17 protein-coding genes and 1 tRNA gene are annotated in these 21,268 nt (G+C 67.3%); 12 read left to right on the top strand and 6 right to left on the bottom strand.

Going from position 1 to position 21,268, the window contains the following annotated elements:
- Positions 1 to 9 precede the first annotated feature (9 nt).
- Genes J2T21_RS02555 through J2T21_RS02570 form a run of 4 tightly spaced genes read left to right on the top strand, consistent with a single transcriptional unit; the run spans position 10 to position 4,610 of the window.
- Positions 10 to 786 (top strand): CDP-alcohol phosphatidyltransferase family protein, encoded by a 777-nt coding sequence (locus tag J2T21_RS02555; RefSeq protein ID WP_307578114.1) that lies wholly within the window; start codon positions 10 to 12, stop codon positions 784 to 786.
- Positions 783 to 1,745, top strand: a complete 963-nt coding sequence (locus J2T21_RS02560) for a glycosyltransferase family 2 protein (protein WP_307578116.1) — start codon at positions 783 to 785, stop codon at positions 1,743 to 1,745. The genes J2T21_RS02555 and J2T21_RS02560 overlap by 4 nt, the downstream gene beginning before the upstream one ends.
- Complete coding sequence (locus J2T21_RS02565; RefSeq protein WP_307578118.1) at positions 1,745 to 3,052, top strand: O-antigen ligase family protein; 1,308 nt, start codon at positions 1,745 to 1,747, stop codon at positions 3,050 to 3,052. Before J2T21_RS02560 ends, J2T21_RS02565 begins: the two co-directional genes overlap by 1 nt.
- The gene (locus J2T21_RS02570; protein ID WP_307578120.1) at positions 3,045 to 4,610 is read left to right on the top strand and encodes a lipopolysaccharide biosynthesis protein; all 1,566 of its coding nucleotides are present in this window, start codon (positions 3,045 to 3,047) and stop codon (positions 4,608 to 4,610) included. The genes J2T21_RS02565 and J2T21_RS02570 overlap by 8 nt, the downstream gene beginning before the upstream one ends.
- 78 nt (positions 4,611 to 4,688) lie before the next feature.
- On the opposite strand, the gene J2T21_RS02575 is transcribed toward J2T21_RS02570, so the two are convergent.
- Both J2T21_RS02575 and J2T21_RS02580 read right to left on the bottom strand, forming a co-directional pair.
- On the bottom strand, positions 4,689 to 6,338 hold the full coding sequence (locus J2T21_RS02575; protein ID WP_307578122.1) for a glycoside hydrolase family 16 protein: 1,650 nt from the start codon (positions 6,336 to 6,338) through the stop codon (positions 4,689 to 4,691).
- A 764-nt stretch (positions 6,339 to 7,102) separates the two neighbouring features.
- The gene (locus tag J2T21_RS02580; RefSeq protein WP_307578124.1) at positions 7,103 to 7,747 is read right to left on the bottom strand and encodes a TetR/AcrR family transcriptional regulator; all 645 of its coding nucleotides are present in this window, start codon (positions 7,745 to 7,747) and stop codon (positions 7,103 to 7,105) included.
- Positions 7,748 to 7,899: 152 nt separating this feature from the next.
- On the opposite strand from J2T21_RS02580, the gene J2T21_RS02585 reads away from it, so the two are divergent.
- From J2T21_RS02585 to sufU, 7 genes are all read left to right on the top strand, one after another.
- A tRNA-Gln gene (locus tag J2T21_RS02585) sits at positions 7,900 to 7,971 on the top strand.
- 96 nt (positions 7,972 to 8,067) lie between these two features.
- A complete protein-coding gene (glmU, locus tag J2T21_RS02590) occupies positions 8,068 to 9,540 on the top strand; it encodes a bifunctional UDP-N-acetylglucosamine diphosphorylase/glucosamine-1-phosphate N-acetyltransferase GlmU (RefSeq protein WP_307578127.1) in 1,473 nt (490 codons plus the stop codon).
- Between the two features lie 46 nt (positions 9,541 to 9,586).
- On the top strand, positions 9,587 to 10,567 hold the full coding sequence (locus tag J2T21_RS02595; RefSeq protein WP_307578129.1) for a ribose-phosphate diphosphokinase: 981 nt from the start codon (positions 9,587 to 9,589) through the stop codon (positions 10,565 to 10,567).
- Between the two features lie 309 nt (positions 10,568 to 10,876).
- Positions 10,877 to 11,458: a 50S ribosomal protein L25/general stress protein Ctc gene (locus tag J2T21_RS02600; protein WP_307578131.1), complete on the top strand. Its 582-nt coding sequence runs from the start codon at positions 10,877 to 10,879 to the stop codon at positions 11,456 to 11,458.
- A 22-nt stretch (positions 11,459 to 11,480) separates the two neighbouring features.
- Entirely contained in the window at positions 11,481 to 12,065 is a 585-nt protein-coding gene (pth, locus tag J2T21_RS02605; protein ID WP_307578133.1) for an aminoacyl-tRNA hydrolase, read from the top strand.
- Positions 12,066 to 12,392: 327 nt separating this feature from the next.
- Positions 12,393 to 13,736, top strand: coding sequence for a SufS family cysteine desulfurase (locus J2T21_RS02610; RefSeq protein WP_307578135.1), 1,344 nt, complete (start codon positions 12,393 to 12,395; stop codon positions 13,734 to 13,736).
- On the top strand, positions 13,733 to 14,182 hold the full coding sequence (gene sufU, locus J2T21_RS02615; protein ID WP_307578136.1) for a Fe-S cluster assembly sulfur transfer protein SufU: 450 nt from the start codon (positions 13,733 to 13,735) through the stop codon (positions 14,180 to 14,182). Before J2T21_RS02610 ends, sufU begins: the two co-directional genes overlap by 4 nt.
- A gap of 92 nt (positions 14,183 to 14,274) precedes the next feature.
- Here sufU and nhaA read toward each other — a convergent pair whose 3' ends face one another.
- Both nhaA and J2T21_RS02625 read right to left on the bottom strand, forming a co-directional pair.
- On the bottom strand, positions 14,275 to 15,627 hold the full coding sequence (gene nhaA, locus J2T21_RS02620) for a Na+/H+ antiporter NhaA (RefSeq protein ID WP_307578138.1): 1,353 nt from the start codon (positions 15,625 to 15,627) through the stop codon (positions 14,275 to 14,277).
- Positions 15,628 to 15,906: 279 nt separating this feature from the next.
- Complete coding sequence (locus tag J2T21_RS02625) at positions 15,907 to 16,404, bottom strand: DUF2505 domain-containing protein (protein WP_071215507.1); 498 nt, start codon at positions 16,402 to 16,404, stop codon at positions 15,907 to 15,909.
- 173 nt (positions 16,405 to 16,577) lie between these two features.
- Here J2T21_RS02625 and mfd point away from each other — a divergent pair, with 173 nt between their 5' ends.
- Positions 16,578 to 20,192: a transcription-repair coupling factor gene (gene mfd, locus J2T21_RS02630; RefSeq protein ID WP_307578141.1), complete on the top strand. Its 3,615-nt coding sequence runs from the start codon at positions 16,578 to 16,580 to the stop codon at positions 20,190 to 20,192.
- Between the two features lie 90 nt (positions 20,193 to 20,282).
- On the opposite strand, the gene J2T21_RS02635 is transcribed toward mfd, so the two are convergent.
- Together J2T21_RS02635 and J2T21_RS02640 are read right to left on the bottom strand one after the other, a co-directional pair.
- Positions 20,283 to 20,720, bottom strand: coding sequence for a universal stress protein (locus tag J2T21_RS02635; protein ID WP_307578143.1), 438 nt, complete (start codon positions 20,718 to 20,720; stop codon positions 20,283 to 20,285).
- Positions 20,721 to 21,010: 290 nt separating this feature from the next.
- Positions 21,011 to 21,259 carry a hypothetical protein gene (locus J2T21_RS02640; RefSeq protein WP_307578146.1) on the bottom strand — a complete coding sequence of 83 codons (249 nt, stop codon included), beginning with the start codon at positions 21,257 to 21,259 and terminating at the stop codon, positions 21,011 to 21,013.
- Between the last annotated feature and the right edge of the window lie 9 nt (positions 21,260 to 21,268).

A 21,268-nucleotide genomic window follows, 5' to 3' on the forward strand; every position in this document is an offset into this window, starting at 1 on the left:
GGGGAAACAATGAGTACAAGTCAGATCGGGGGGGACACCGGCGCCCGCGCCGGGTTCGGGGCCGTGTTGGCGGACCTTGAAAACGCGCAAAAGCCCGGTGCCGGGGTGCCTGCCTACACCCGGTGGGTCAACCGGCGGGCCGCGCGGGTCGTCGCGGCCGCGGCGGTCCACGCGGGGATTGGCCCGAATGTGGTCTCGCTGCTCAGCGCGCTGGTGAGTTTTGCCGGCCTGGCGCTGCTGGCGCTGGTTCCGGCGGGCTGGACCGTCGGTGTCGCCGCCGCCTGCCTGCTGGCGCTGGGCTACATCATGGATTCGGCGGACGGGCAGGTTGCCCGGGTCACCGGAACCGGGAGCCCGGCTGGCGAATGGCTGGACCACGTCATCGACGCGGTCCGGACCCCGGCCCTGCACCTGGTGGTGCTCATCGGGTTCCATCGCTGGTTTGATGCCGGCCCGGCGCTGTTGCTGCTTCCGCTGGCGTTCAGCCTGCTGGCCGTTGGGCATTTCATGAGCCAGATCCTGGCCGAGCAGCTGGGACGCCAACTTGCCTCGGCGACGCCGGGACGGAGGACCGCAGCCCCGGCCGAGGCGTCCTTGGGCAAGGGCCCGGCCTGGTCGGTGTTGATGCTGCCGGTGGACACCGGAACCATGTGCTGGCTTTTTGTGCTCTGGGGCAGCCCGGCCCTGTTCACCGCCTGCTACGCGCTGCTCTTCGCCGTCCATTTGGTGTTCGCCTGCATCTCGGCGGCCAGGAAGTTCAAGTCGCTACACGGGGGCGCCAAATGAACAACACCGGGATCGCACCGACGCCCGGCTCCCGGGCCTCGGACCGGGAACCGCGGCCGGTCAGCGCCGTCATCACCACCTGCGGGCGGCCCGAGCTGCTGCGCAAGGCCGTCCGCTCCATTCTCGACCAGGACTACCCCGGGGACATCGAGGTCGTGGTGGTCTTCGACCGGATCGCCGTCGACGCGCTGCGCGACGTCGCCGTTCCACCCGGGCGCAGTCTCAAGGCCATCGCCAACACCCGGACCCCCGGGCTGGCCGGGGGACGGAACACCGGCATCGCCGCGGCTGGCGGGGATGTCATCGGGTTCTGCGACGACGACGACCACTGGCACCGGCAGAAGATCTCCCGGCAGCTGGAGACGTGGGGCGCTGAGCCCGCGGCCGTGGCTGTGGCCAGCGGGATCCGGATCCGCACCGGGGGAACGGACATCGTCCGGCTGCCCCCGGATCGGGTGGCGTTCGGTGACTTCCTGCGCTCGCGCATCACCGCGCTCCATCCCTCCACCATGCTATACCGCCGGGCGGACCTGCTGGGCAGGATCGGGCCCGTCGATGAGCAACTTCCCGCCGGCTACGGCGAGGACTACGACCTGCTGCTGCGGGCAACCCGGTTTGGGGACGTGGTCTCCACGCCCGAGCCCCTGGTGGGGATCCTCTGGGACAGGCCCTCGTTCTTTGCCGGGCGCTGGGCCAACATCTCCGGCGGCCTGAGCTACCTGTTGCGCAAGTTCCCCGAATTCGAGAGCTGTCCCAAGGGACTGGCCCGGATCGCCGGGCAGGTGGCCTTCGCCGAGGCGGCCCTGGGCAACCACTCCGCCGCCCGGGCCTGGGCCAGAAGCGCACTGTCGCGGGACCGCGGGCAGATGCGGGCCTACGCCGCCTGGGCGGTTTCCCTGGGGCTGGTCGATGCCGCATGGATCGTGCGGCAGGTGCAAAAGACCGGTCGGGGGCTCTGATGACCGCCGAACCGCGCATCGTTGTGCCCCCGCGGCACCGGGCCGCGGACCCTGCCGTGGCAGGGGATCCGCAGGGGCCCCCGCCCGCAGGCAGGGACCTGCCCCGCTGGCCCATCTTGGTGCTGCTGGTCGGCTTCCCCGCATGGTGGGCCCTGGGCGCGACACCGATCGCCCCGATCCTCCTGGCCATGGCCATGCTGCTGCTCATGTCCGGGCGGCTCACGATCGTGCCGGGATTCATGCCCTGGGTTTTCTTTGTGCTCTGGGTCCTGGCCGCGGCAGTCAACGTCCGCGGGGCCGGTGACCTGGCAGGCTTCGGGATGCGCGCCGGGGAATTGGTGGCCGTGGGCGTGTTCATGCTCTACATCGCCAACGCGCCGCTCTCTCTTCCCAAGCAACGCGTCGTCAACTACCTGGTGTTGATGTGGGTTGCCATCGTCCTGCTCGGATTCCTGGCCCTGCTCATGCCCGAGGTGCGCCTGAAGACCCCCGTCTCGATGTTGGTGCCGGACTCGATTGCCTCCAACGAATTGGTGCGGAACCTGGTGTTGCCCCCGCTGGCGGAGGTCCAGCAGCCCTGGGGTGCCCCCGAACCGTTCATCCGTCCATCGGCGCCGTTCCCGTACGCCAATAGCTGGGGCGTGGCCTTCGTGGTGCTGACACCGGTGGTGCTCTCCCGGGTCGCGACGCTGCGCCGCCGCGGGCCCCGGCTGCTGCTTCTTGGCCTGGTGGCGCTGTCGTTCATTCCTGCGGTGGCCACCAGCAACCGCGGGATGTTCCTGGGCCTGGGCGTCGCCGTCGGCTATGCGCTTCTCCGCTTCGCGGGCCGGGGGCGGTGGGGGCTTGTCGCGCTCATCGGCGGGGCGGGCCTGGCCGCGGCGGCGGCGTTGGTGGCTTCCGGGGCCGTCGACCGGATCCTGGGCCGGCAGGACTACAGCGATTCGACCGGGGGGCGCCTGGCGCTGTACCAGCGTACGTGGGAGTTGAGCGTGCAATCGCCGCTGCTGGGATACGGCGCTCCGCGGCTCGACCCGACGATCGGGGTCTCCCTGGGGACCCAGGGGTACGTGTGGATGCTGCTGTTCTCCTACGGATTCGTCGGCCTGGGGCTTTTCGCCTACTTCATGGTCAACGGCATCCTGCGGACCCGCGTTGTCGAGTCGACGGGTGACATCTGGCTCCACGGCGTGCTCCTCGGCGGACTGGCCATGACCCCCTTCTACAGCCTCTCGGTCATCCAGATGTCCGTCATCGGGATCGTCATGTCGCTGCTGCTGCGCCAGCGGTATCGGGCAACCGATGCGTAGCCATGCCGAGGCCCCGGCCGCCGCCGGCACCGGCGCCTCCACGGCCAGGACCACGCTGCTCACCTTCGCCAGCGTGCTCGGGGGAGCGTGCCTGGCCTTTGCCACCGCGCTCTACCTGGGCAACACTCTCGGGGACGCAGGCACGGGCATGTTCTTCCAGGTCATGGCGTTCTTCTCGATTGCGGTGGTGGCCTGCACCTTCGGGGCCGATACCGGGTTGGTGCGAACCCTTTCGGCGCAGCTGGCGCTGGGCGGCAACCGGCAGCTGCGCCGCACCTTGGTCATCGCCCTCTGGCCGGTGCTGCTGGCCACGGGGCTGCTCGCCGCGGCCCTGTGGTTCGGCGCCGACGCCCTCGCGGCCCGCACCGGGGTGCCGGGGCTGGCCGCCGCCATCCGGCTGGCTGCGCCTCTGCTGCTGCCGGCCGCCGTGATGGCACTGTGCTTCGGGGCCATGCGCGGAACGGGCCACGTGGCGGGTTTCAGCGCCCTGCAGAACCTGGTGCTGCCCGCACTCCGGTTCGCGCTGGCCGCGCTGGCGGTGCTGGCCGGCGGGAGCCTGCTGCAACTCACCGCGGCATGGACCCTGCCGGTGTTGCTGGTGGTGGTTCTCGCGGCCATCGCCACCTGGCGGGCGGTGCACGGCCGCCAGGGAGCGGGCGCGGAACCCTCCGACGAGGCCCCCCGGGCGGGTTTTGGCGTGTTCTGGGGCTTTTCCTCGGCCCGCGGCGCCAGCGCGCTGGTCGAGACCCTCCTCGAGTGGATCGATGTCATCGCGGTGGCGGTCTTCCTCGGGCCCGCCGCCGCGGGGATCTACGGCGCGGTCAACAGGTGCGTGCGGCTCGGGGTGATGCTGGAGCACACCGCCCGGCTGGTCACCGGGCCGATGATGAGCGCCTCGCTGGCCACCGGGGACCACGACGGGGCCCAGCGGCTCTTTGGCGACACCGCCAAGGTCCTGGTGGTCTGCGCGTGGCCGTTTTACCTGACCCTGGCGATCTTCGGTCCGGCGGTGCTCTCGCTGTTCGGCCCCGGGTTCCAGGCCGGTGCCGGGCCGTTGGCGGTCATCTGCATCGTCATGATGTTCGCGGTGTCCGCCGGGGGGGTGCAAAGCATGCTGCTGATGGGCGGTAAAAGCCGGTGGCAGCTGCTCAACAAGGCCTGTGCCCTCGGCGTGGCCGTGGCGCTGAACCTCTGGCTGGTCCCGGCCTGGGGACTTCTGGGCGCCGTCACCGCGTGGTCGGCGGCCGTCGCCGTCGACTACGCGCTGGCCACCCTCCAGGTGGGGCTTTCCATGCGCTTCTGGGCGCCGGCCCGCGAGCTGCTGGCCCTGGCGGTTCTCTGCCTGGCGGTGTTCGGGGCCGGCGGGATGGCCTGGCGCCTGGCCCTGGGGCCGGGCTTGGCCGGGCTTGGCCTCAATCTTGCGGTCGGATTGCCCGCCTATGGCTTCATCTGCCTGAAATTCGGCAGGCAGCTGGGGATCGATGGGCTGACCGGCCAGCTGCGCCGGGCCTTGGGAAAGAAAGCCCCGAAGCCCGCCGGGATCCCCGGGATCCCATAGCCCCGGCAGGCACGAAAAAGCCCGGTGCCGCACCTGCCGGAGGGCAGGTGCGGCACCGGGCCGGGGGATCGGCAGCGATTAGCCCTTGTAGGACCAGACGCGGACGTAGTCGACCTTGTAGTCGGCCGAATCCTTGGTGGTGGAATCCGGCATGCCCCAGTACGGCGAACCATACTGCATGTTCAGGCGAACATGGAACTTGGCGGAGGTCTCGAATGCAGCCTCGTAGGCCGCGTTCCCGGCACGGTTGACGGTCTTGTACGGCTTCCCGTCAAAAAGCCAGGTCATGCCGGTCGGGGTCCACTCGAAGGCCCAGGTGTGGTAGCCGCCGGCGAGATCGGTGACTGGGATCCAGGAGTTGGTCTTTGACTTGCCGGTCTGGTCGTAGTGGAGGGTGCCCTCGCTTCGGTTGAACGGGTCGAAGCTGGTGTTGGCGGTGATCGGGGTGCCGTAGGCCTCCATGATGTCGATCTCGCCGCCGGTGGCTGCGCCGTCGGGGCGAAGCCAGAACGCGGGCCAGATGCCCTTGGAGTTGTTCTTGGTCAGCGGCAGCTGGGCACGCATTTCCCAGCGGCCGTACTTCTGTGAGAACTTGCCGATGCTGTCGATGTAGCCGGTGGAGAACTCGCGCAGGCCGCTCTTGTTGACCGGCTCGCTCATGCGGCGGCCCTGAAGGTTCAGCACACCGTCCTTGGTGGCGGCGTTTTCCTTCTTGATGATGGCGCGGTCGTAGGACAGCACGCCGTGGGTGGCATCATCACGCACGGTCCACTTGGACAGGGACCCGGAGAATTCATCCTGCCACACCGGGCTGCCCCAGCTGGGCAGGTATCCGGACTCCGGAGCAGGGGTCGGCGTCGGAGTCGGAGTCGGCGCGGGGGTCGGCGTTGGGGTGGGCGTGGGGCTTGGTACCGGCGCGACAGAAGTGCCGGCGGTCAGCGGCTTAACCACCAGGTCGTCGTAGGACAGCACGGCCACCGGGCTGTTGGAGCCGCGGAACGCGCTGGCTTGCACTGCACCGACACCCGTCAGCGACTGCGCCGAGGAGTCGGTTGCCGTGGCGGACCAGGCTGAAGGTTCGGTGGTGCCCACCGGCCAGGCCTTGGCCCGGATGTCGACCGAGGGCTTTCCGGTGACCTGGAGCTTCACATTGATCTGCCGGTTCGCTTCAACCTTGAAGGGAAGCTTGACCGGGGTGCGCAGGCTCTTCATGCCGCTGCTGGTCCAGCGGTTGAGCTCCAGATAGGCGACGCCGCCGGGGGACACCCGCAAGGTCGCGCGGTAGTCGCCCGCGACGGACTTTCGGGCATGCAGGGAGGAATAGATCCCGGCTCCGGTGGTGGCCAGCTTGTTCGTGGACACCTTGTAGGTTGCCGCCACGTCCTGGAGGTTGTACGAAGCGGTCACGCTGCTGGTCTTGCCGGAAGCCGGCAAGGCAATTTGGGCGCGCGAGCCATTCACGGAGAACTCCGAACCGCTGCTCATGTAGGAAACGGAGGAAGAGGCCTTGCCCCAGCCCGAAGAAACGAGGCGGCTCATGGAGTCCGACACGACCGGGGTGCCGGAGGTGTAGGAGACGGCGGCCTCGGCCTGGGTGGGTGCACCCAGCACCGGGGCGATGATGCCGAGCGCGGTGGCCAAGGCAGCGGCCGCGGTCACGGCCTGGATGGTTCGCTTCTTGTTTTTTCGGGCCTCCGGAAGCACCGGCTGTGTATCGTTATTCGTCAACGGGGATCTCAAATCATGGTTTCGTCCCGGTCGTTGCACATGGCGAGTACAGGCATGGAACTCGGGAAACGGAAGATGTCTTGGTGCTGCGGCGGCCCCCCACTGCAGCGGGTGCCATCATCGTGGCACGCGCTCAGGATCGTTAGCAAATCGTTGCACTGACGGATTTGCACCTCCCTCCACCTTCACGTTCCGCGCACGAAACACCTATGCCTGCCGCCGCCGGCCAGTTCTGGATCGGATTCTAAATTCGTCCTGACCAGTGTCGTCCACCGGCGGCCGCGCGCTGCGTGGAGCGCTGTCGCGGTGGCCTCTTCGGGGCCGGGTTTTGGATGGATCGCGACCCGGTTGTAGTGACGCAACTCATGGGGAAGCGCGGTGCGGCACTCACCGCGCCGGGCAGCGGCGGCGGTACCCGTGAGGCCGGTCCGGCGCGGCCCGGCAGGATGCCCGGGATTCGGCGGAACATGCATCCAGCGTGGTCGGCGCCGGGCGCATCAGGCGTGCTGCATGCGTGGCCCGTGCCAAGGGCTGCGGTGCCGCGCCCCCTCTACAAGGGGAAAGCGTCGTGCTCGGGCGGCGGGGGTGTGTCGATGGAGATCGGTCGCGGCCAGCCCGACGACCGGGTCCCCTTCCAAGGGCGGGTGCCGCGGGGGCAGAGTCCGGCGCACTGCATTGCGGTGGCCAAGCCGGGGTGCGGAACCGGGAATCGTCCTTCGGGTGTCGATGCGGGTGGGCCTGCGCGCGCCGGCTCGGGAAATCCGCTATTGCGGTCCGGCTTGTCCCTCTCGCAGGCCAGGTTCCTTGCGCAGGCCGGTCAGCCCGTACCAGGCGAGGTTGACCACGTGGGCGGCAACGGTGCGCTTGTCGGGGTGCCGGGCGTCCAGCCACCACTGGGCCGTCATGGCGACCATGCCCACTAGCATCTGTGCGTAGATCGAGCCGTCCTCGGCGCTGAACCCCCGGTGGGTGAATTCGTCCGCCAGGATGTGCTCGACCTGTTCGGTCACCTTGGTCAGCAGCGTGGAATACGTGCCTTCGGGCTGGGACGGCGGGGCGTCGCGCACCAGGATGCGGAAACCCTCCGTGCACTCCTCGATATAGGTCAGCATCGCGAGTGCAGCCTTTTCCAGCAGCACGCGCGAGGAATCCTCCTCGCCGGAAAGCGACTCCGTGATCCGGTGCAGCAGCTCCCGGTATTCGTTGGTGACCACTTCCATGTAGAGCGCTTCCTTGGAGCCGAAGTGCTCATAAACCACGGGCTTCGACACGCCTGCGGCTCGGGCAATTTCCTCGATCGTGGTCCCGTCCACCCCTCGCAGGGAGAAGAGGTGGCGTGAAATGTCGATCAGCTGCAACCGGCGCTGTACTCCGGTCATGCGCGTGCGCGGGCGTGCGGTGGGGCTCATAGTGATCATGGTAACCACAGGTATGGTCCAAACGGGGCCTAGTCGCGAAGCTGTGACCGTGGGACTGACACGGGCCTTTGTCCAAGTCGCATCCATGGCCCCAGTCGTGGCAGAATAGTTCACTGTGCCGGTGAGGCGAGCTCAACGCACATTCCGCCCTGGTGTAATGGCAGCACCCCAGCCTTTGGAGCTGTGGAGTATAGGTTCGAATCCTATGGGCGGAACACATCACCCATTGAATTTCCGGGAATTTTCCCGGGATAGAATGGTGAGGCCTGGCCCGGCCGGTCCGGCTAGCCAATGTACAGGGAGTACCAATCTTGAGCGTTCACGCCAACGCACCAGCCGCTGTCATCGTTCTTGCCGCAGGGGCGGGAACCCGAATGAAATCGGCAAAACCCAAGATCCTGCACGAACTCGGTGGCCGTTCCATGGTGGGGCACGCGCTGGCCGCGGCAGAGGGACTCCAGCCCCAAACGCTCGTTGCCGTAGTCCGCTTTGAGCGCGAACGCGTCGTTGAGCACCTCCTGCAGATCAAGCCCGATGTGATCATCGCCGACCAGGACGATATCCCCGGCACCGGCCGAGCCGTGCAGCAGGGCCTCGAGAAGCTGGATCCCGCGCTCGAAGGCACCGTGGTGGTCACCTACGGCGACGTCCCGCTGCTGACCACCGAACTCCTCGGCGAACTCGTTGCCGCCCACGACTGCGAGGGCAACGCCGTCACGGTACTCACGGCACTGCTTGAGGATGCCACCGGGTACGGCCGCATCCTGCGCGCCGAGGACGGGACCGTCACCGGCATCCGTGAGCACAAGGATGCCAGCGACGCCGAACGCGCCATCCGCGAAGTGAACTCCGGCATCTACGCCTTCGATGCGCAGGTGCTGCGCTCCGCACTGGCCGAGGTCACCACCGACAACGCGCAGGGCGAAATGTACCTGACCGACGTGTTGGGCATTGCCCGGTCCACCGGGGGCCGCGTCGCAGCCGTCGTGACCGAGGATGCCTGGCAGGTCGAGGGCGCCAACGACCGCGTCCAGCTCGCTGCGCTCGGCAAGGAAATGAACCGCCGCATCCTGGAAAAGTGGATGCGCGCCGGGGTGAGCATCATTGATCCGGACAGCACCTGGATCGACGTCGACGTGGCCCTGTCCAACGACGTGACCATCAAGCCCGGGACCCAGCTTCACGGCAGCACCGCGATCGGCACCGACGCGGTCATCGGCCCGGACACCACCCTGGTCAACACGCATGTCGGCCGCGGAGCCAAGATCGTCCGCTCGGACGTCACCGACTCGTCCATTGCCGAAGGCTCGTCCGTCGGCCCCTTCGCCTACCTGCGGCCCAAGACCAACCTTGGCCCCGACGCCAAAATCGGTGCCTTCTACGAGACCAAGAACATCACGGTCGGCCGTGGGTCCAAGCTCTCGCACCTGGGCTATGCCGGGGATGCCGAAATCGGTGAATACACCAACATCGGTTGCGGCAACATCACCGCCAACTACGACGGCGTCAACAAGCACCGCACCGTCATCGGATCGCACGTGCGCACCGCCTCCAACACCGTGTTTGTCGCCCCGGTCACCATCGGGGACGGCGCCTACACCGGTGCCGGTGCCATCGTCCGCAAGAACGTTCCGGCCGGGGCCCTTGCCCTTTCCATGGCCCCGCAACGCAACACGGAGGGCTGGACGATCACCAAGCGTCCCGGTTCCGCCGCCGCGGAGGCCGCATTCAGGTCCGCACTGGATTCCGGCGCAGCCGCCGAATCCGCGGACCAGGTCAAGTAACCCTCCACATCATTTCCGATCCCCGTCTGAGCGAGAAAGCGATCCCATGAGCGAACTAAGCTATAACGTCGATAAGAAGCTGGTGCTGGCTTCCGGGCGTGCCCACCCGGAGCTTGCCGAAGAGGTGGCCGCGGAGCTGGGTACCGAGCTGCTCCCGATCAGCGCCTACGACTTTGCCAACGGGGAGATCTACGTCCGCTCCGGCGAATCCGTCCGTGGCAAGGAAATCTTCGTGATCCAGGCCCACCCGGCCCCGCTGAACAACTGGCTCATGGAACAGCTGATCATGGTCGACTCCATGAAGCGCGCCTCGGCCCGGCGCATCACCGTGGTGGCGCCGTTCTACCCCTACGCACGCCAGGACAAGAAGGGCCGCGGCCGCGAGCCGATCTCCGCCCGCCTGGTCGCCGACATGTTCAAGGTCGCCGGCGCGGACCGCATCATGAGCGTTGACCTGCACACCGCGCAGATCCAGGGCTTCTTCGACGGCCCGGTCGACCACCTCTTCGCCATCCCGCTGCTCGCAGACTACATCCGCGGCGTGGTCGGCGATGACCCGGTCACCGTGGTTTCCCCGGATACCGGACGCGTCCGCGTGGCCGAGCAGTGGGCCGAGCGCCTCGGCGGCGCCCCGCTGGCCTTCGTGCACAAGTCCCGCGACCTGACCGTCCCGAACCAAGCCGTCTCCAAGACCGTCGTGGGCCAGGTCAAGGACCGCACCTGCGTGCTCATCGACGACATGATCGACACCGGCGGAACCATTGCCGGTGCCGTGAAGGTCCTCAAGGACGCCGGTGCCAAGGACGTCATCATTGCCGCCACGCACGCGGTGTTCTCCGACCCGGCCGCGCAGCGCCTCGCCGAGTCCGGTGCCCGCGAGGTCGTGGTCACCAACACCCTGCCGATCCCGGAATCCAAGCGATTCGAGACCCTGACCGTGCTTTCGATCGCACCCCTGCTGGCCCGCGCCATCAAGGAAGTCTTCGAGGACGGCTCGGTCACCAGCCTCTTTGACGGAGACGCCTAACCAACTGCCCTTGCCGCGACGGCAAGTTGTCCTCGGGCCCCTGTGCTGCTCCGTTCCCGGAGCGGCGCAGGGGCCCGATGCCGTTTGCGGTCCAGAGCGACGGACGGCCGCCAATTTCTGTCAGGAGCCCGGTTCCTGCTAAAATATTTACTTGTGCCCAGGCGAGGGAACTTCACGCGAGTGGAGGTCCGTTATCGACGAGGCTAGAAACGCACTTGGCGTCCTTCTCCTTCACCGGAATCGGATGATGATGCTTCTAGGCCCGAGCGGGGCAGGAAACAATCAATCATCTTCCACAAGGAGAACACCATGGCTAACACCATCAAGCTTGACGGCGAACTGCGCACCGACTTCGGCAAGGGTGCCGCACGCCAGGCACGCCGCGCCGGCAAGATCCCGGCAGTCATCTACGGCCACGGCACCGATCCGGTTCGCGTTCTGCTCCCGATCGCCGCAACCACCCTTGCCGTTCGTGGCGCCAACGCCCTGCTGAACATCTCGGTCGACGGCGAAGAAACCGTCACCCTGGTGAAGGACATCCAGCGCCACGCCCTGCGCCAGACCGTTGACCACCTTGACCTTCTGATCGTCAAGAAGGGCGAGAAGGTCGTCGTCGAGGTTTCCGTGCTCATCCAGGGCGAGCTGACCGCCGGTTCCTCCCTGTCGCTTGACCACCCGGTCATCGCCGTCGAGGCAGAAGCCGTTGCACTGCCGGAGCACGTTGTTGCCAACATCGCCGGCCTGCCGGCAGGCACCCAGGTCCTCGCCTCGGACCTGATCCTCCCGGAGGGCACCGCACTGGCCATCGAAGCCGACGTCGTCGTTGCAACCATCGACGCCGCAGCAGTCGAGTCCGAAGAGGATGCAGCGTCGGCAGCTTCCGCCGAGTAATCATCCTCATATTGGTTCTCGCATGACTAGAGAAACCTGGCTTGTAGCCGGGCTCGGCAACCCCGGGCCCGGCTACGCGCATAACAGGCACAATGTTGGCCAAATGGTCCTCGACGAACTCGCCTCCCGAATCGGGGGAAAGTTCAAGACGCATGCTTCCCGCGCCCAGATCCTCGAAGGTCGCATGGGAATCGGCGGCCCCCGTCTCGTCCTGGCAAAGCCGATGACCTACATGAACCTCTCGGGCGGCCCCGTGGCCAACCTGGCGAAGTTCTTCGGCATCGACCCCGCCCACGTCATTGCCGTGCACGACGAGATTGACATCCCCTTCGACACCGTCAAGCTCAAGCTCGGCGGGGGCGAGGGCGGACACAACGGGCTGCGCGACATTTCCAAGGCCCTGGGCACCAAGGACTACCTGCGGGTGCGCGTGGGCGTGGGGCGGCCCCCGGGCCGCATGGAGACCGCGGACTACGTGTTGAAGGACTTCTCGAAGGATGAAAAGAAGGACCTTCCGTTCTTGACCGACACGGCGGCGGACGCCGTGGAGGAAGTGGTGAACCACGGGCTGGAAGTGGCGCAGCGCAAGTTCCATATTGCGCCATAGGAACGTGAGCCGTTCGGTGAAACATCTTGCGTGATTTCCGCGATTTGTTCAACGATCTTGCGACTCATACACTGTTCTAGTGCCGTTTTGGCCCCAAAACGAGGGGTCGGCAGCGGGAGGCCTCCGAGACTGGGCCACCCCCCACCCGCTGCCGACCTCTTTTTTGTGCCCGGGAACGGGCCCCATGGTGCAGTGGTAAGGGTCCACTTATATGCCTTGAGGGCCCGGACGTGGGAGAATTAGCGAAGCAAATGATGCCGTATTCAAGATGCGGCCCGCGAAGACCGCCGCCCGACGGGCGAGGATGCACCCGCGGGCACATCCGGCATGGAACAACCTTCGGAGGATCCCAACGTGTCCAGTGCTTCGCCCACGACGCAAGATACCCTTCCCCGGCACCTGGATGACGTGGAGGTCTCCCGACTGCGGGCCGACTTCCCCATCCTGGGGCGCAGCGTCAACGGTGTTCCGCTGACATACCTGGATTCCGGGGCCACCTCGCAAAAGCCAAATTGCGTATACGAAGCCGAACAGCACTTCTACGAGAACTTCAACGCGGCGGTCCACCGCGGGGCCCACTCGCTGGCCGTCGAGGCCACCGACGTCTTCGAGCAGGCCCGCACGGATGTTGCCGGCTTCATCGGGGCCAAGGACAACGAGGTCATCTGGACCTCCAACGCCACCGAGGCGCTGAACCTCATCACCTATTCCTTCGGCAACGCCAGCGCCGGCCTCGGGGGAGAAGCCGCCCGGGCCTTTGCCCTGGGTGCCGGGGACGAGATCGTGGTCACCGAGCTCGAGCACCACGCGAACCTGATCCCGTGGCAGGAACTGGCCCTGCGCACCGGCGCCACCCTGAAGTACATTCCCGTGGATGAGTCCGGTGCCCTGCGCATGGACCTGGCCGGGAAGATCATCACCCCGGCCACCAAGGTGCTCGCCTTCACCCATGTCTCCAACGTCCTGGGCACCGTGACCGATGTCCCCGCACTGGTGGCACTGGCCCGCAACGTCGGGGCGCTGACCGTCCTTGACGGCTGCCAGTCGGTCCCGCACCTGCCGGTGGACGTCAAGAAGCTCGACGTGGACTTCATGGCCTTCTCCGGGCACAAGATGCTCGGCCCCACCGGGATCGGCGGGCTGTACGGCCGCGCCGGGCTGCTGGACGCCATGCCGCCCTTCCTCACGGGAGGGTCCATGATCACCTCGGTGACCATGGAGAAGGCCGAGTACCTGCCCGCCCCGATGCGCTTCGAGGCCGGCACCCAACGGATCTCGCAGGCCCACGCCCTGGCCACCGCCGTTTCCTACCTGCAGGAGGTCAGCATGGACCGCATCGCCGCCTGGGAGGAACTGCTGGGCGAGCGCATGCTCACCGGACTGGGATCCATCCCCGGAGTGCGCGTCCTGGGCCCGGCCCCCGGTGCAGCCCGCATCGGCACCGCGCCCTTCGTCGTCGAAGGCGTGCACCCGCACGACGTGGGCCAGTTCCTGGACTCGCGCGGCGTGGCCGTGCGGGTCGGGCACCACTGTGCCCAACCGCTGCACCGCGCGCTGGGCGTCGTCTCCAGTACCCGTGCCAGCACCTACCTTTACAACACCACCAGCGACATCGACCGCCTGCTCAACGCGGTGTCCGATGTGCGCGGATACTTCGGAGTCGGCAAATGAGCGATCTGGACCAGCTGTACCAACAAATCATCCTGGACCATGCCAAGGCCCGGCACGGTGCCGGGTTGGTCGAGGCGCCCGAGGGCGTGGCCAGCGGCGAATCGATGCAGCACAACCCGGTGTGCGGTGACCATATCCGCCTGCGCATCCAGCTTGAGGGGAGCACCGTGAAGAACGTTTCCTGGGAGGGGGACGGGTGTTCGATCTCGATGGCCTCGGCCTCGGTGCTCAGCGAGATGGCCGAAGGCCTCGAACGGGATGAATTCATGGTCATCCTGGACGAGTTCCGCGAGCTGATGCGCTCGCGCGGATCCCGTGCCGGTGACGAAGAAGTCCTGGGCGACGGAGCGGCCTTTGCCGGGGTCTCCAAGTTCCCCGCCCGGGTCAAGTGCGCCATGCTCTCCTGGGTGGCCGCGGAGGCCGCCCTGTTGGCAGCCAACGACTAGGACGCACGCCCCCGTATGGCAAAGGGCCGGGTTGGCGGGCCGCAGGAGATCCTGTGGCCCGCCAACCCGGCCCTTGTTCGTGCGGAGTCGGGCTAGGCGTTGTTCTCCGGAGCCTGGAAAACATCCGGGATGCCGTCTTTGTTCTCGTCCCTAGCGGCGCGTTCGTTCACCAGGCGGTAGCGACGGTCGCGTGGCCGCAGCCAGATTGTGCCGAGGATCGCTGCCAGCAGGGAACCTGTCAGGATCGCGACCTTGGCGTGGTCGTAGTGTGGCGAAGCCAGGCCGAAGGACAGTTCCGAGACCAGCAGCGACACTGTGAAGCCGATTCCGGCAAGGAACGTCACGCCCAGGAGGTCGCCCCACTTGGTGTCGGGATCGAGGTTAGCCTTCGACGACCGGGTCACCAGCCAGGTGGCGCCCAGGATGCCAATGGGCTTGCCGAAGACCAGTCCGAAGACAATGCCCCAGAGCACCGGGTCGCCCAGGGCCGAGGCGAAGCCCTCGGCGCCACCGACGGCCACGCCGGCCGAGAAGAACGCAAAGACCGGGACGCAGAAACCGCTGGAGAGCGGGCGGAAGCGGTGTTCGAATTGCTCGGCCAGGCCCGGCTTGTCGATTTCGTGCTTGTTCTTGCGCAGCACCGGGACACAGAAGCCCAGGACAACGCCGGCAATGGTCGAGTGGATGCCCGAGCCGAAGACCAGGGCCCAGCTCGCGATGCCCAGCGGCAACAGGATGACCCAGGGTGCCCAGAGGTTCGCGGCAAAGAACCTCGGCCACATGTGCGTGAGGAATGCGTAGAGGCCGATGGGCGCGATCGCCATCAGGAGGTACGGCGGGCGCAAGTCATCGGTGAAGACGAAGGCGATGATGACAATGGCAATCAGGTCATCGACCACCGCGAGCGTCAGCAGGAAGATGCGAAGCGGGGAGGGCAGGTTCGACCCGATGACCGCAAGCACCGCAACCGCAAAGGCGATGTCGGTGGCGGTGGGGATGGCCCAGCCGCGCAGGGTTTCCCCGCCGGTGGAAGCATTCAGGGCGGCAAAGATCAGGGCCGGGACCAGCACTCCGCCGAAGGCCGCCGTCACCGGGACGATGGCACGTTTCATGTCGCGCAGGTCCCCGGCGACGAATTCCTTTTTCAGCTCCAAGCCGACTAGGAAGAAGAACACCGCCAGCAGGCCGTCTGCGGCCCAGTGGCCGAGGGAGAGGTTCAGGTCGATACCGAAGGCCTGGAAACCGATGGTGAAATCGCGCAGGGCAAAGTAGCTGTCGGATGCGGGGGAGTTGGCCCAGATCAGCGCCACGATGGCACCGATGATCAGTACGAGTCCGCCAACGGTCTCCTTGCGGAGGATCTCACCGATGCGCAGGGACTCGGCGTAACTGCCGGGGCCAAAAACCGTCTTGGGTTTCGGTGTGGGTGTGGGGGATTGGCTCATGGTCTACTTCTTTTCATTTCGGGGACGCTGAAGTTATCGCCGACCAGACTTCCCGGCACACCAAGAACCACACTAACGCCTAAACGTGTCCCGATGCACACCGAGGCAACCGCATGACCTTGAGAACAGGGTGTCCCGTGGCAGCCGGCTGCATCTCCGGGGAAGTCGTAAGAGACGACAGGACCGGTGCCTGACGTGCCCGAACGGACACGCACGCACCGGTCCCGGGCGAAGGAACCAGCCCACCGAAGAAATCGGCGGATTGGTTCGGTCCGACCCCTAGACGCGTTCGATCCAGGAGGACACCTTGGCGCCCTGCAGCGCCAGCGCCTTGGAGATGAACGGCTCGGCGGCCGAGGCGATCTTGCCACCCACGAACGGGATGGAGGAGGACACGGTGGCTTCCACGCCCAGTGCGGAGCCCGCATCGGTGGCCTTCAGCGACTCGGTGCCGGCGACGGAGACCGGTAGCGAACCTACGGTGACCTTCAGCGTGGCCTGGCGCGATCCGTCGGCGGCGGGTGCGGACCAGGACTCGACCTGGGTGACGTCGACGGTCTGGCCGACGAACTTCCGGGCGATTTCCGGGGCCCGGTCGGTGGGCAGGGTGCGCACCGTGGTCAGGGTGAACGCCGCGGCGGTGTCGCCGGCGACCTCGAAGCTCTTCAGCGTGCCGCCGACCAAACCGGTCAGGTGCTCGGCGAAGTCGCGGTCTGCCAGCGTGGCAATGACGGCTTCGGGGGCATGGATCAAATCAGTGGTGGCGTTAAGGGCCATGGGGCAAAACTCCGTAAAATAGATTGGCCGAACCAAATGTTCTTGCAACCCCACCAGCGTACCGGGCATGGGCGCGCGCGGCGGTACGCTTGAATGGCGCACCCCGGGACCCGGCATGGATCTCGGGTACTTGTGTTGTGCGCGTACCCGGTCTTCGGAAAGGACCCCAGTCGATGGCGCTTCACGGCCTGCGCACCGCCCTGCGAGAAGACATTTCCTTTTCCCGCGTCAGATCCAATGCGGCCACGACCTATGCTGCCCGCGCCAACGAGCTGGAGATCGCGGCCCCCGCCGGGATGCGCGCGGTCATCACCGCCGAGGCCGTCGAGGCCCTGCGCACCAAGGTCGCCGGCGGCCTGCTGCTGGCGGTGACCGCCACCGGCCGCGAGGCCGAGGAACTGGTGGCCGGGCTGCACGGGTTCCTGCCCGCCGACGCCGTGGCGGAATTCCCCTCCTGGGAAACCCTGCCCCACGAACGGCTCTCCCCGCGTTCGGACACCGTGGGCCGGCGCCTGCACGTGCTGCGCCGGCTGGAAACCCGCGACCCTTCCCTGCAGGTCATCGTCGCCCCGATCCGCGCCGTCATCCAGCCGCTGGTCGCGGGACTGGGCAAGCTGGAACCCGTGGAGCTGGCGGTGGGCGACGAATACGAGTTCTCCGCCGTCGTCCGGGCCCTGGCCGACGCCGCATATGCCCGGGTGGACATGGTCACGCACCGCGGTGAATTCGCCGTGCGCGGCGGCATCCTCGACGTCTTCCCGCCCACCTCCAACCACCCGGTGCGCATCGACTTCTTCGGGGACGAGATCGAGGCCATGCGCTATTTCTCCATCGCCGACCAGCGCTCGCTGGAAGGCGAAGCGCCCACCGCGATCCAGGCCCCGCCCTGCCGCGAGCTGCTGATCACCCCCGCGGTGATGTCCCGGGCCGCGAAGCTGCAAACCCAAATGCCCGCCGCACGCGACATGCTCGCCAAGATCGCCGGGGGCGTCGCGGTGGAGGGCATGGAGTCCCTGGCCCCGCTGCTGGTCGATGCCATGGTGCCGCTGCTCTCGGTGCTGCCGGCCGAATCCATCGCCGTGGTCATGGAACCCGAACGTGTGCGGGCCCGGGCCCACGACCTGGAAGCCACCAACGCCGAATTCCTGGCCGCCGCCTGGGCCACGGCCTCCGACGGCGGGGCGGCACCGCTTGACCTGTCCCAGGCCCAGGCGCAGGCCGCGGTGGACGAACTTGAGGCCGGGGACTTCACCTCCCTGGCCGCCACCCGCACGCACGCGCAGGCCGCCGCGGTGTCCTGGTGGTCGCTGACCTCGCTGGGATCCGACGCGGAGCTGCTGCCCGAGGCCGACACGATCCGCATCAACGCCCGCGAGCCGCGCGGCTACCAGGGGGATGTGGCCGAGATGCTCGAGTTCATCTCCCGGCGCATCAAGGACGACTGGTCGATCGTGGTGGCCACCGACGGCCCCGGCCCCGCCCAACGGCTGGCCGAGCTCTTCCACGACGCCGACATCCCCACCCACCGCATCAATTCGCTGGACGAGGCACCCACCCCCGGGCTGATCGAGATCACCACGGGCCAGGCCGGGCGCGGGTTCGCCCTGGATTCGCTGAAGCTCGGCTTCCTCACCGAGGCGGACCTCCTGGGCCGCTCCAGCGCCTACGCCCCGCGCGGGGCCAAGCGACTTGCCGCCAAGCGCCGCAACGCCGTGGACCCGCTCACACTCACCGAGGGCGACTTCGTCGTCCACGAACAGCACGGCATCGCCAGGTTCGTGGAGCTGATAGCCCGCAAGGTCGCCGGCGGGGCCGACGCCAAGCGCGAATACCTGGTCCTGGAGTATGCGCCGTCCAAGCGCGGGGCACCGGGGGACAAGCTCTTTGTCCCCACCGACCAGCTGGACCAGGTCACCCGCTACGTCGGCGGGGAGGCCCCGACCTTGTCCAAGATGGGCGGCTCGGACTGGTCAAGCACCAAGTCCAAGGCGCGCAAGGCCGTCAAGGAGATCGCCGGGGACTTGATCCGGCTCTACTCCGCCCGCATGGCCAGCCGCGGCCACGCCTTCGGAACCGACACCCCCTGGCAGTCGGAGCTGGAGGAGGCCTTCGCCTACGTGGAGACCCCCGACCAGCTGACCACCATCAACGAGGTCAAGGCCGACATGGAGCGCGAGATCCCGATGGACCGGCTGGTCTCCGGCGACGTGGGCTTCGGCAAGACCGAGATCGCGGTGCGCGCCGCGTTCAAGGCCGTGCAGGACTCCAAGCAGGTCGCCGTGCTGGTGCCCACCACGCTGCTGGCCTCCCAGCACCAGCAGACCTTCACCGAGCGATACTCCGGCTTCCCGGTGCGCGTGAAGACGCTCTCGCGCTTCCAGACCGCGAAGGAATCCAAGGACATCATCGAAGGGCTGAAAAACGGCACCGTCGACGTGGTCATCGGCACCCACCGGCTGCTCTCGGACACCGTGCAGTTCAAGGACCTGGGCCTGGTGGTGGTCGACGAGGAGCAGCGCTTCGGCGTCGAGCACAAGGAACAGCTCAAGAAGATGCGCACCAACGTGGATGTGCTGTCCATGTCCGCGACCCCGATCCCGCGCACCCTGGAGATGTCCCTGACCGGCATCCGCGAGACCTCCACGCTGGCCACGCCGCCGGAGGAGCGCCACCCGGTGCTCACCTACGTGGGCCCGCGCACCGACAAGCAGATCTCCGCCGCCATCCGCCGCGAGCTGATGCGCGACGGGCAGGTCTTCTTCGTCCACAACCGCGTCTCCTCCATCGACAAGATCGCCTCCGAGCTGCGCGAACTGGTCCCCGAGGCGCGTGTGGAGGTGGCGCACGGCAAGATGAGCGAGTCCCGGCTGGAGAAGATCATCCAGGACTTCTGGGAGAAGAAGTTCGACGTGTTGGTCTCCACCACCATCATCGAGACCGGTCTGGACATCTCCAACGCCAACACGCTGATCGTGGATAGGGCCGACAACTACGGCCTGTCCCAGCTGCACCAGCTGCGCGGACGCGTGGGCCGCGGCCGCGAGCGCGCGTACGCCTACTTCCTGTGGAACGCGGAGAAGCCGCTGGGCGAGGTCGCCCTGGAACGGCTCAAGGCCGTGGCGGCGCACAACGAGCTCGGCTCCGGCTACCAGCTGGCCATGAAGGACCTGGAGATCCGCGGCGCCGGCAACCTGCTCGGCGGGGAGCAGTCCGGGCACATCGCGGGTGTCGGCTTCGACTTGTACCTGCGCCTGGTCGGCGAGGCGGTGGCCGACTTCAAGGGGGAGGCCGACGAGAAGACCGCGGAGATGAAGATCGAGCTGCCGGTCAATGCGCACCTGCCGCACGACTACGTGCCCGGGGAGCGGCTGCGCCTGGAGGCCTACCGAAAGATCGCCGCGGCGACCGACTTCGCGGCGCTTGAGGATGTGCTGGCGGAGCTGGTGGACAGGTACGGGCAGCCGCCGGCCCCGGTGGTGAACCTGTTGGAGGTTGCCCGGATCCGCATCCGCGCCCGGGCACTGGGCCTGACCGACGTGGCGATGATGGGCAACGCGATCAAGTTCGCCCCGGCGGCCATCGCGAACCTGCCCGACTCGCGCCAGCTGCGCCTTGCGCGGATGTACAAGGGCGCCGCCGACAAGCCGGCGCTGAACGCCATCACCATCCCGAAGCCGCAGACCTCGCCGGTGGGGGGACGGGACCTGGTGGACGAGCAGATCCTGGAGTGGGTCTCGTCCGTGCTGTCCAACATCTTCGAGGTCGAGGCGCCGCGCGCCAGGGCCTGATAAGTGCCGGACACGCCAATGCCGGGCGGGCCAGCCCCTGGTGGGGCGGCCGGCCCGGCCTCCGTGCCCGTCGGATCTGCGGGGCGGTTCCTAGGCGGCGGCTGTTTCGCCGTGGTGGATCAGCACCGGGCACTTGGCGTGGGCGGCCAGCGAGCTGGACACCGAGCCCATGACCAGGCCCTTGAAGCCGCCGCGGCCGCGTGTGCCCAGCACCAGCATGGCCGCGTCCTTGGATGCCTCGATCAGGTTGGGGGCCGCCGGGCCCATGGTGACCTCGCGCTCCAGATTGGCCGGGACGTTCTCGCCGAAGGCCTCGGTGATGGACTTGTCCAGCGCGTCGCGGGCGTCCTGCTCCGGCGCCCACTCCGGGGTGTAGTCCTCCAGCGCGATGCGCGGCAGCCACGAGGAGAAGGCCACCAGGTCGTGGCCCAGGGATGCTGCCAGGGACGAAGCATAGCGCAGCGCGGAAATCGATTGCGCCGAACCGTCAATGCCGACAACGATCTTGCTGCGGTCAGTTTTTTCCATGGTGAAACGCTCTTTTCCTCAATCGGGGAAGGCTGGTCCAACGGGGCCCAAGGGCCCTGTTGGATTCATCATACCCTTGCCCACCAGTGACTTTCTACAAATTGTAGAAATCAGGCGGTGAAGCTTCACGCTGCCGGGACACCCGATACCGGTCCCGCCGGCGGCACCGGCGCGGCGCATGCAAAAAGGAGGCCGGGGCGCCGCCGGCACCAACACCCGTGCACCTGGTGGTGCGCGGGTCTTGATGCTGCATGGTGCTCCGGCCTCCTCGGGGAAAACCGTGCGGAAAGCTAGTCCCGCTGTGAAGCTGTCTTCGACGGGTTCTTGTCCGACATGCCCAGGATGTGCTGCGGGATGCCGAAGGCCAGCATGGCCAGCACGAAGCAGGAGATGCCCGGGATCCAGGCGTTTTCCAGCGTCCAGAACGACAGCGAGTAGAGGCAGCCAAGGAACAGGATGAAGAACACCGCGAAGGCGATGAGGTTTCCGGCCAAGCGGCCCTGGCCCGAGTGGGCTACGTTCTTGCCGTTCGAGTACACAGCGATTCT

Origin of the sequence: Paeniglutamicibacter psychrophenolicus (assembly GCF_030812255.1) — a bacterium.
GTDB classification, from domain to species: Bacteria; Actinomycetota; Actinomycetes; order Actinomycetales; family Micrococcaceae; genus Paeniglutamicibacter; species Paeniglutamicibacter psychrophenolicus_A.

Coding starts and splice junctions, on each gene's coding strand:
- J2T21_RS02555 (WP_307578114.1), top strand. CDS start 10: ATGAGTACAAGTCAGATCGGGGGGGACACCGGCGCCCGCGCCGGGTTC.
- J2T21_RS02560 (WP_307578116.1), top strand. CDS start 783: ATGAACAACACCGGGATCGCACCGACGCCCGGCTCCCGGGCCTCGGAC.
- J2T21_RS02565 (WP_307578118.1), top strand. CDS start 1,745: ATGACCGCCGAACCGCGCATCGTTGTGCCCCCGCGGCACCGGGCCGCG.
- J2T21_RS02570 (WP_307578120.1), top strand. CDS start 3,045: ATGCGTAGCCATGCCGAGGCCCCGGCCGCCGCCGGCACCGGCGCCTCC.
- J2T21_RS02580 (WP_307578124.1), bottom strand. CDS start 7,747: ATGAGCCCCACCGCACGCCCGCGCACGCGCATGACCGGAGTACAGCGC.
- J2T21_RS02595 (WP_307578129.1), top strand. CDS start 9,587: ATGAGCGAACTAAGCTATAACGTCGATAAGAAGCTGGTGCTGGCTTCC.
- J2T21_RS02600 (WP_307578131.1), top strand. CDS start 10,877: ATGGCTAACACCATCAAGCTTGACGGCGAACTGCGCACCGACTTCGGC.
- pth (WP_307578133.1), top strand. CDS start 11,481: ATGACTAGAGAAACCTGGCTTGTAGCCGGGCTCGGCAACCCCGGGCCC.
- J2T21_RS02610 (WP_307578135.1), top strand. CDS start 12,393: ATGGAACAACCTTCGGAGGATCCCAACGTGTCCAGTGCTTCGCCCACG.
- sufU (WP_307578136.1), top strand. CDS start 13,733: ATGAGCGATCTGGACCAGCTGTACCAACAAATCATCCTGGACCATGCC.
- nhaA (WP_307578138.1), bottom strand. CDS start 15,627: ATGAGCCAATCCCCCACACCCACACCGAAACCCAAGACGGTTTTTGGC.
- J2T21_RS02625 (WP_071215507.1), bottom strand. CDS start 16,404: ATGGCCCTTAACGCCACCACTGATTTGATCCATGCCCCCGAAGCCGTC.
- mfd (WP_307578141.1), top strand. CDS start 16,578: ATGGCGCTTCACGGCCTGCGCACCGCCCTGCGAGAAGACATTTCCTTT.
- J2T21_RS02635 (WP_307578143.1), bottom strand. CDS start 20,720: ATGGAAAAAACTGACCGCAGCAAGATCGTTGTCGGCATTGACGGTTCG.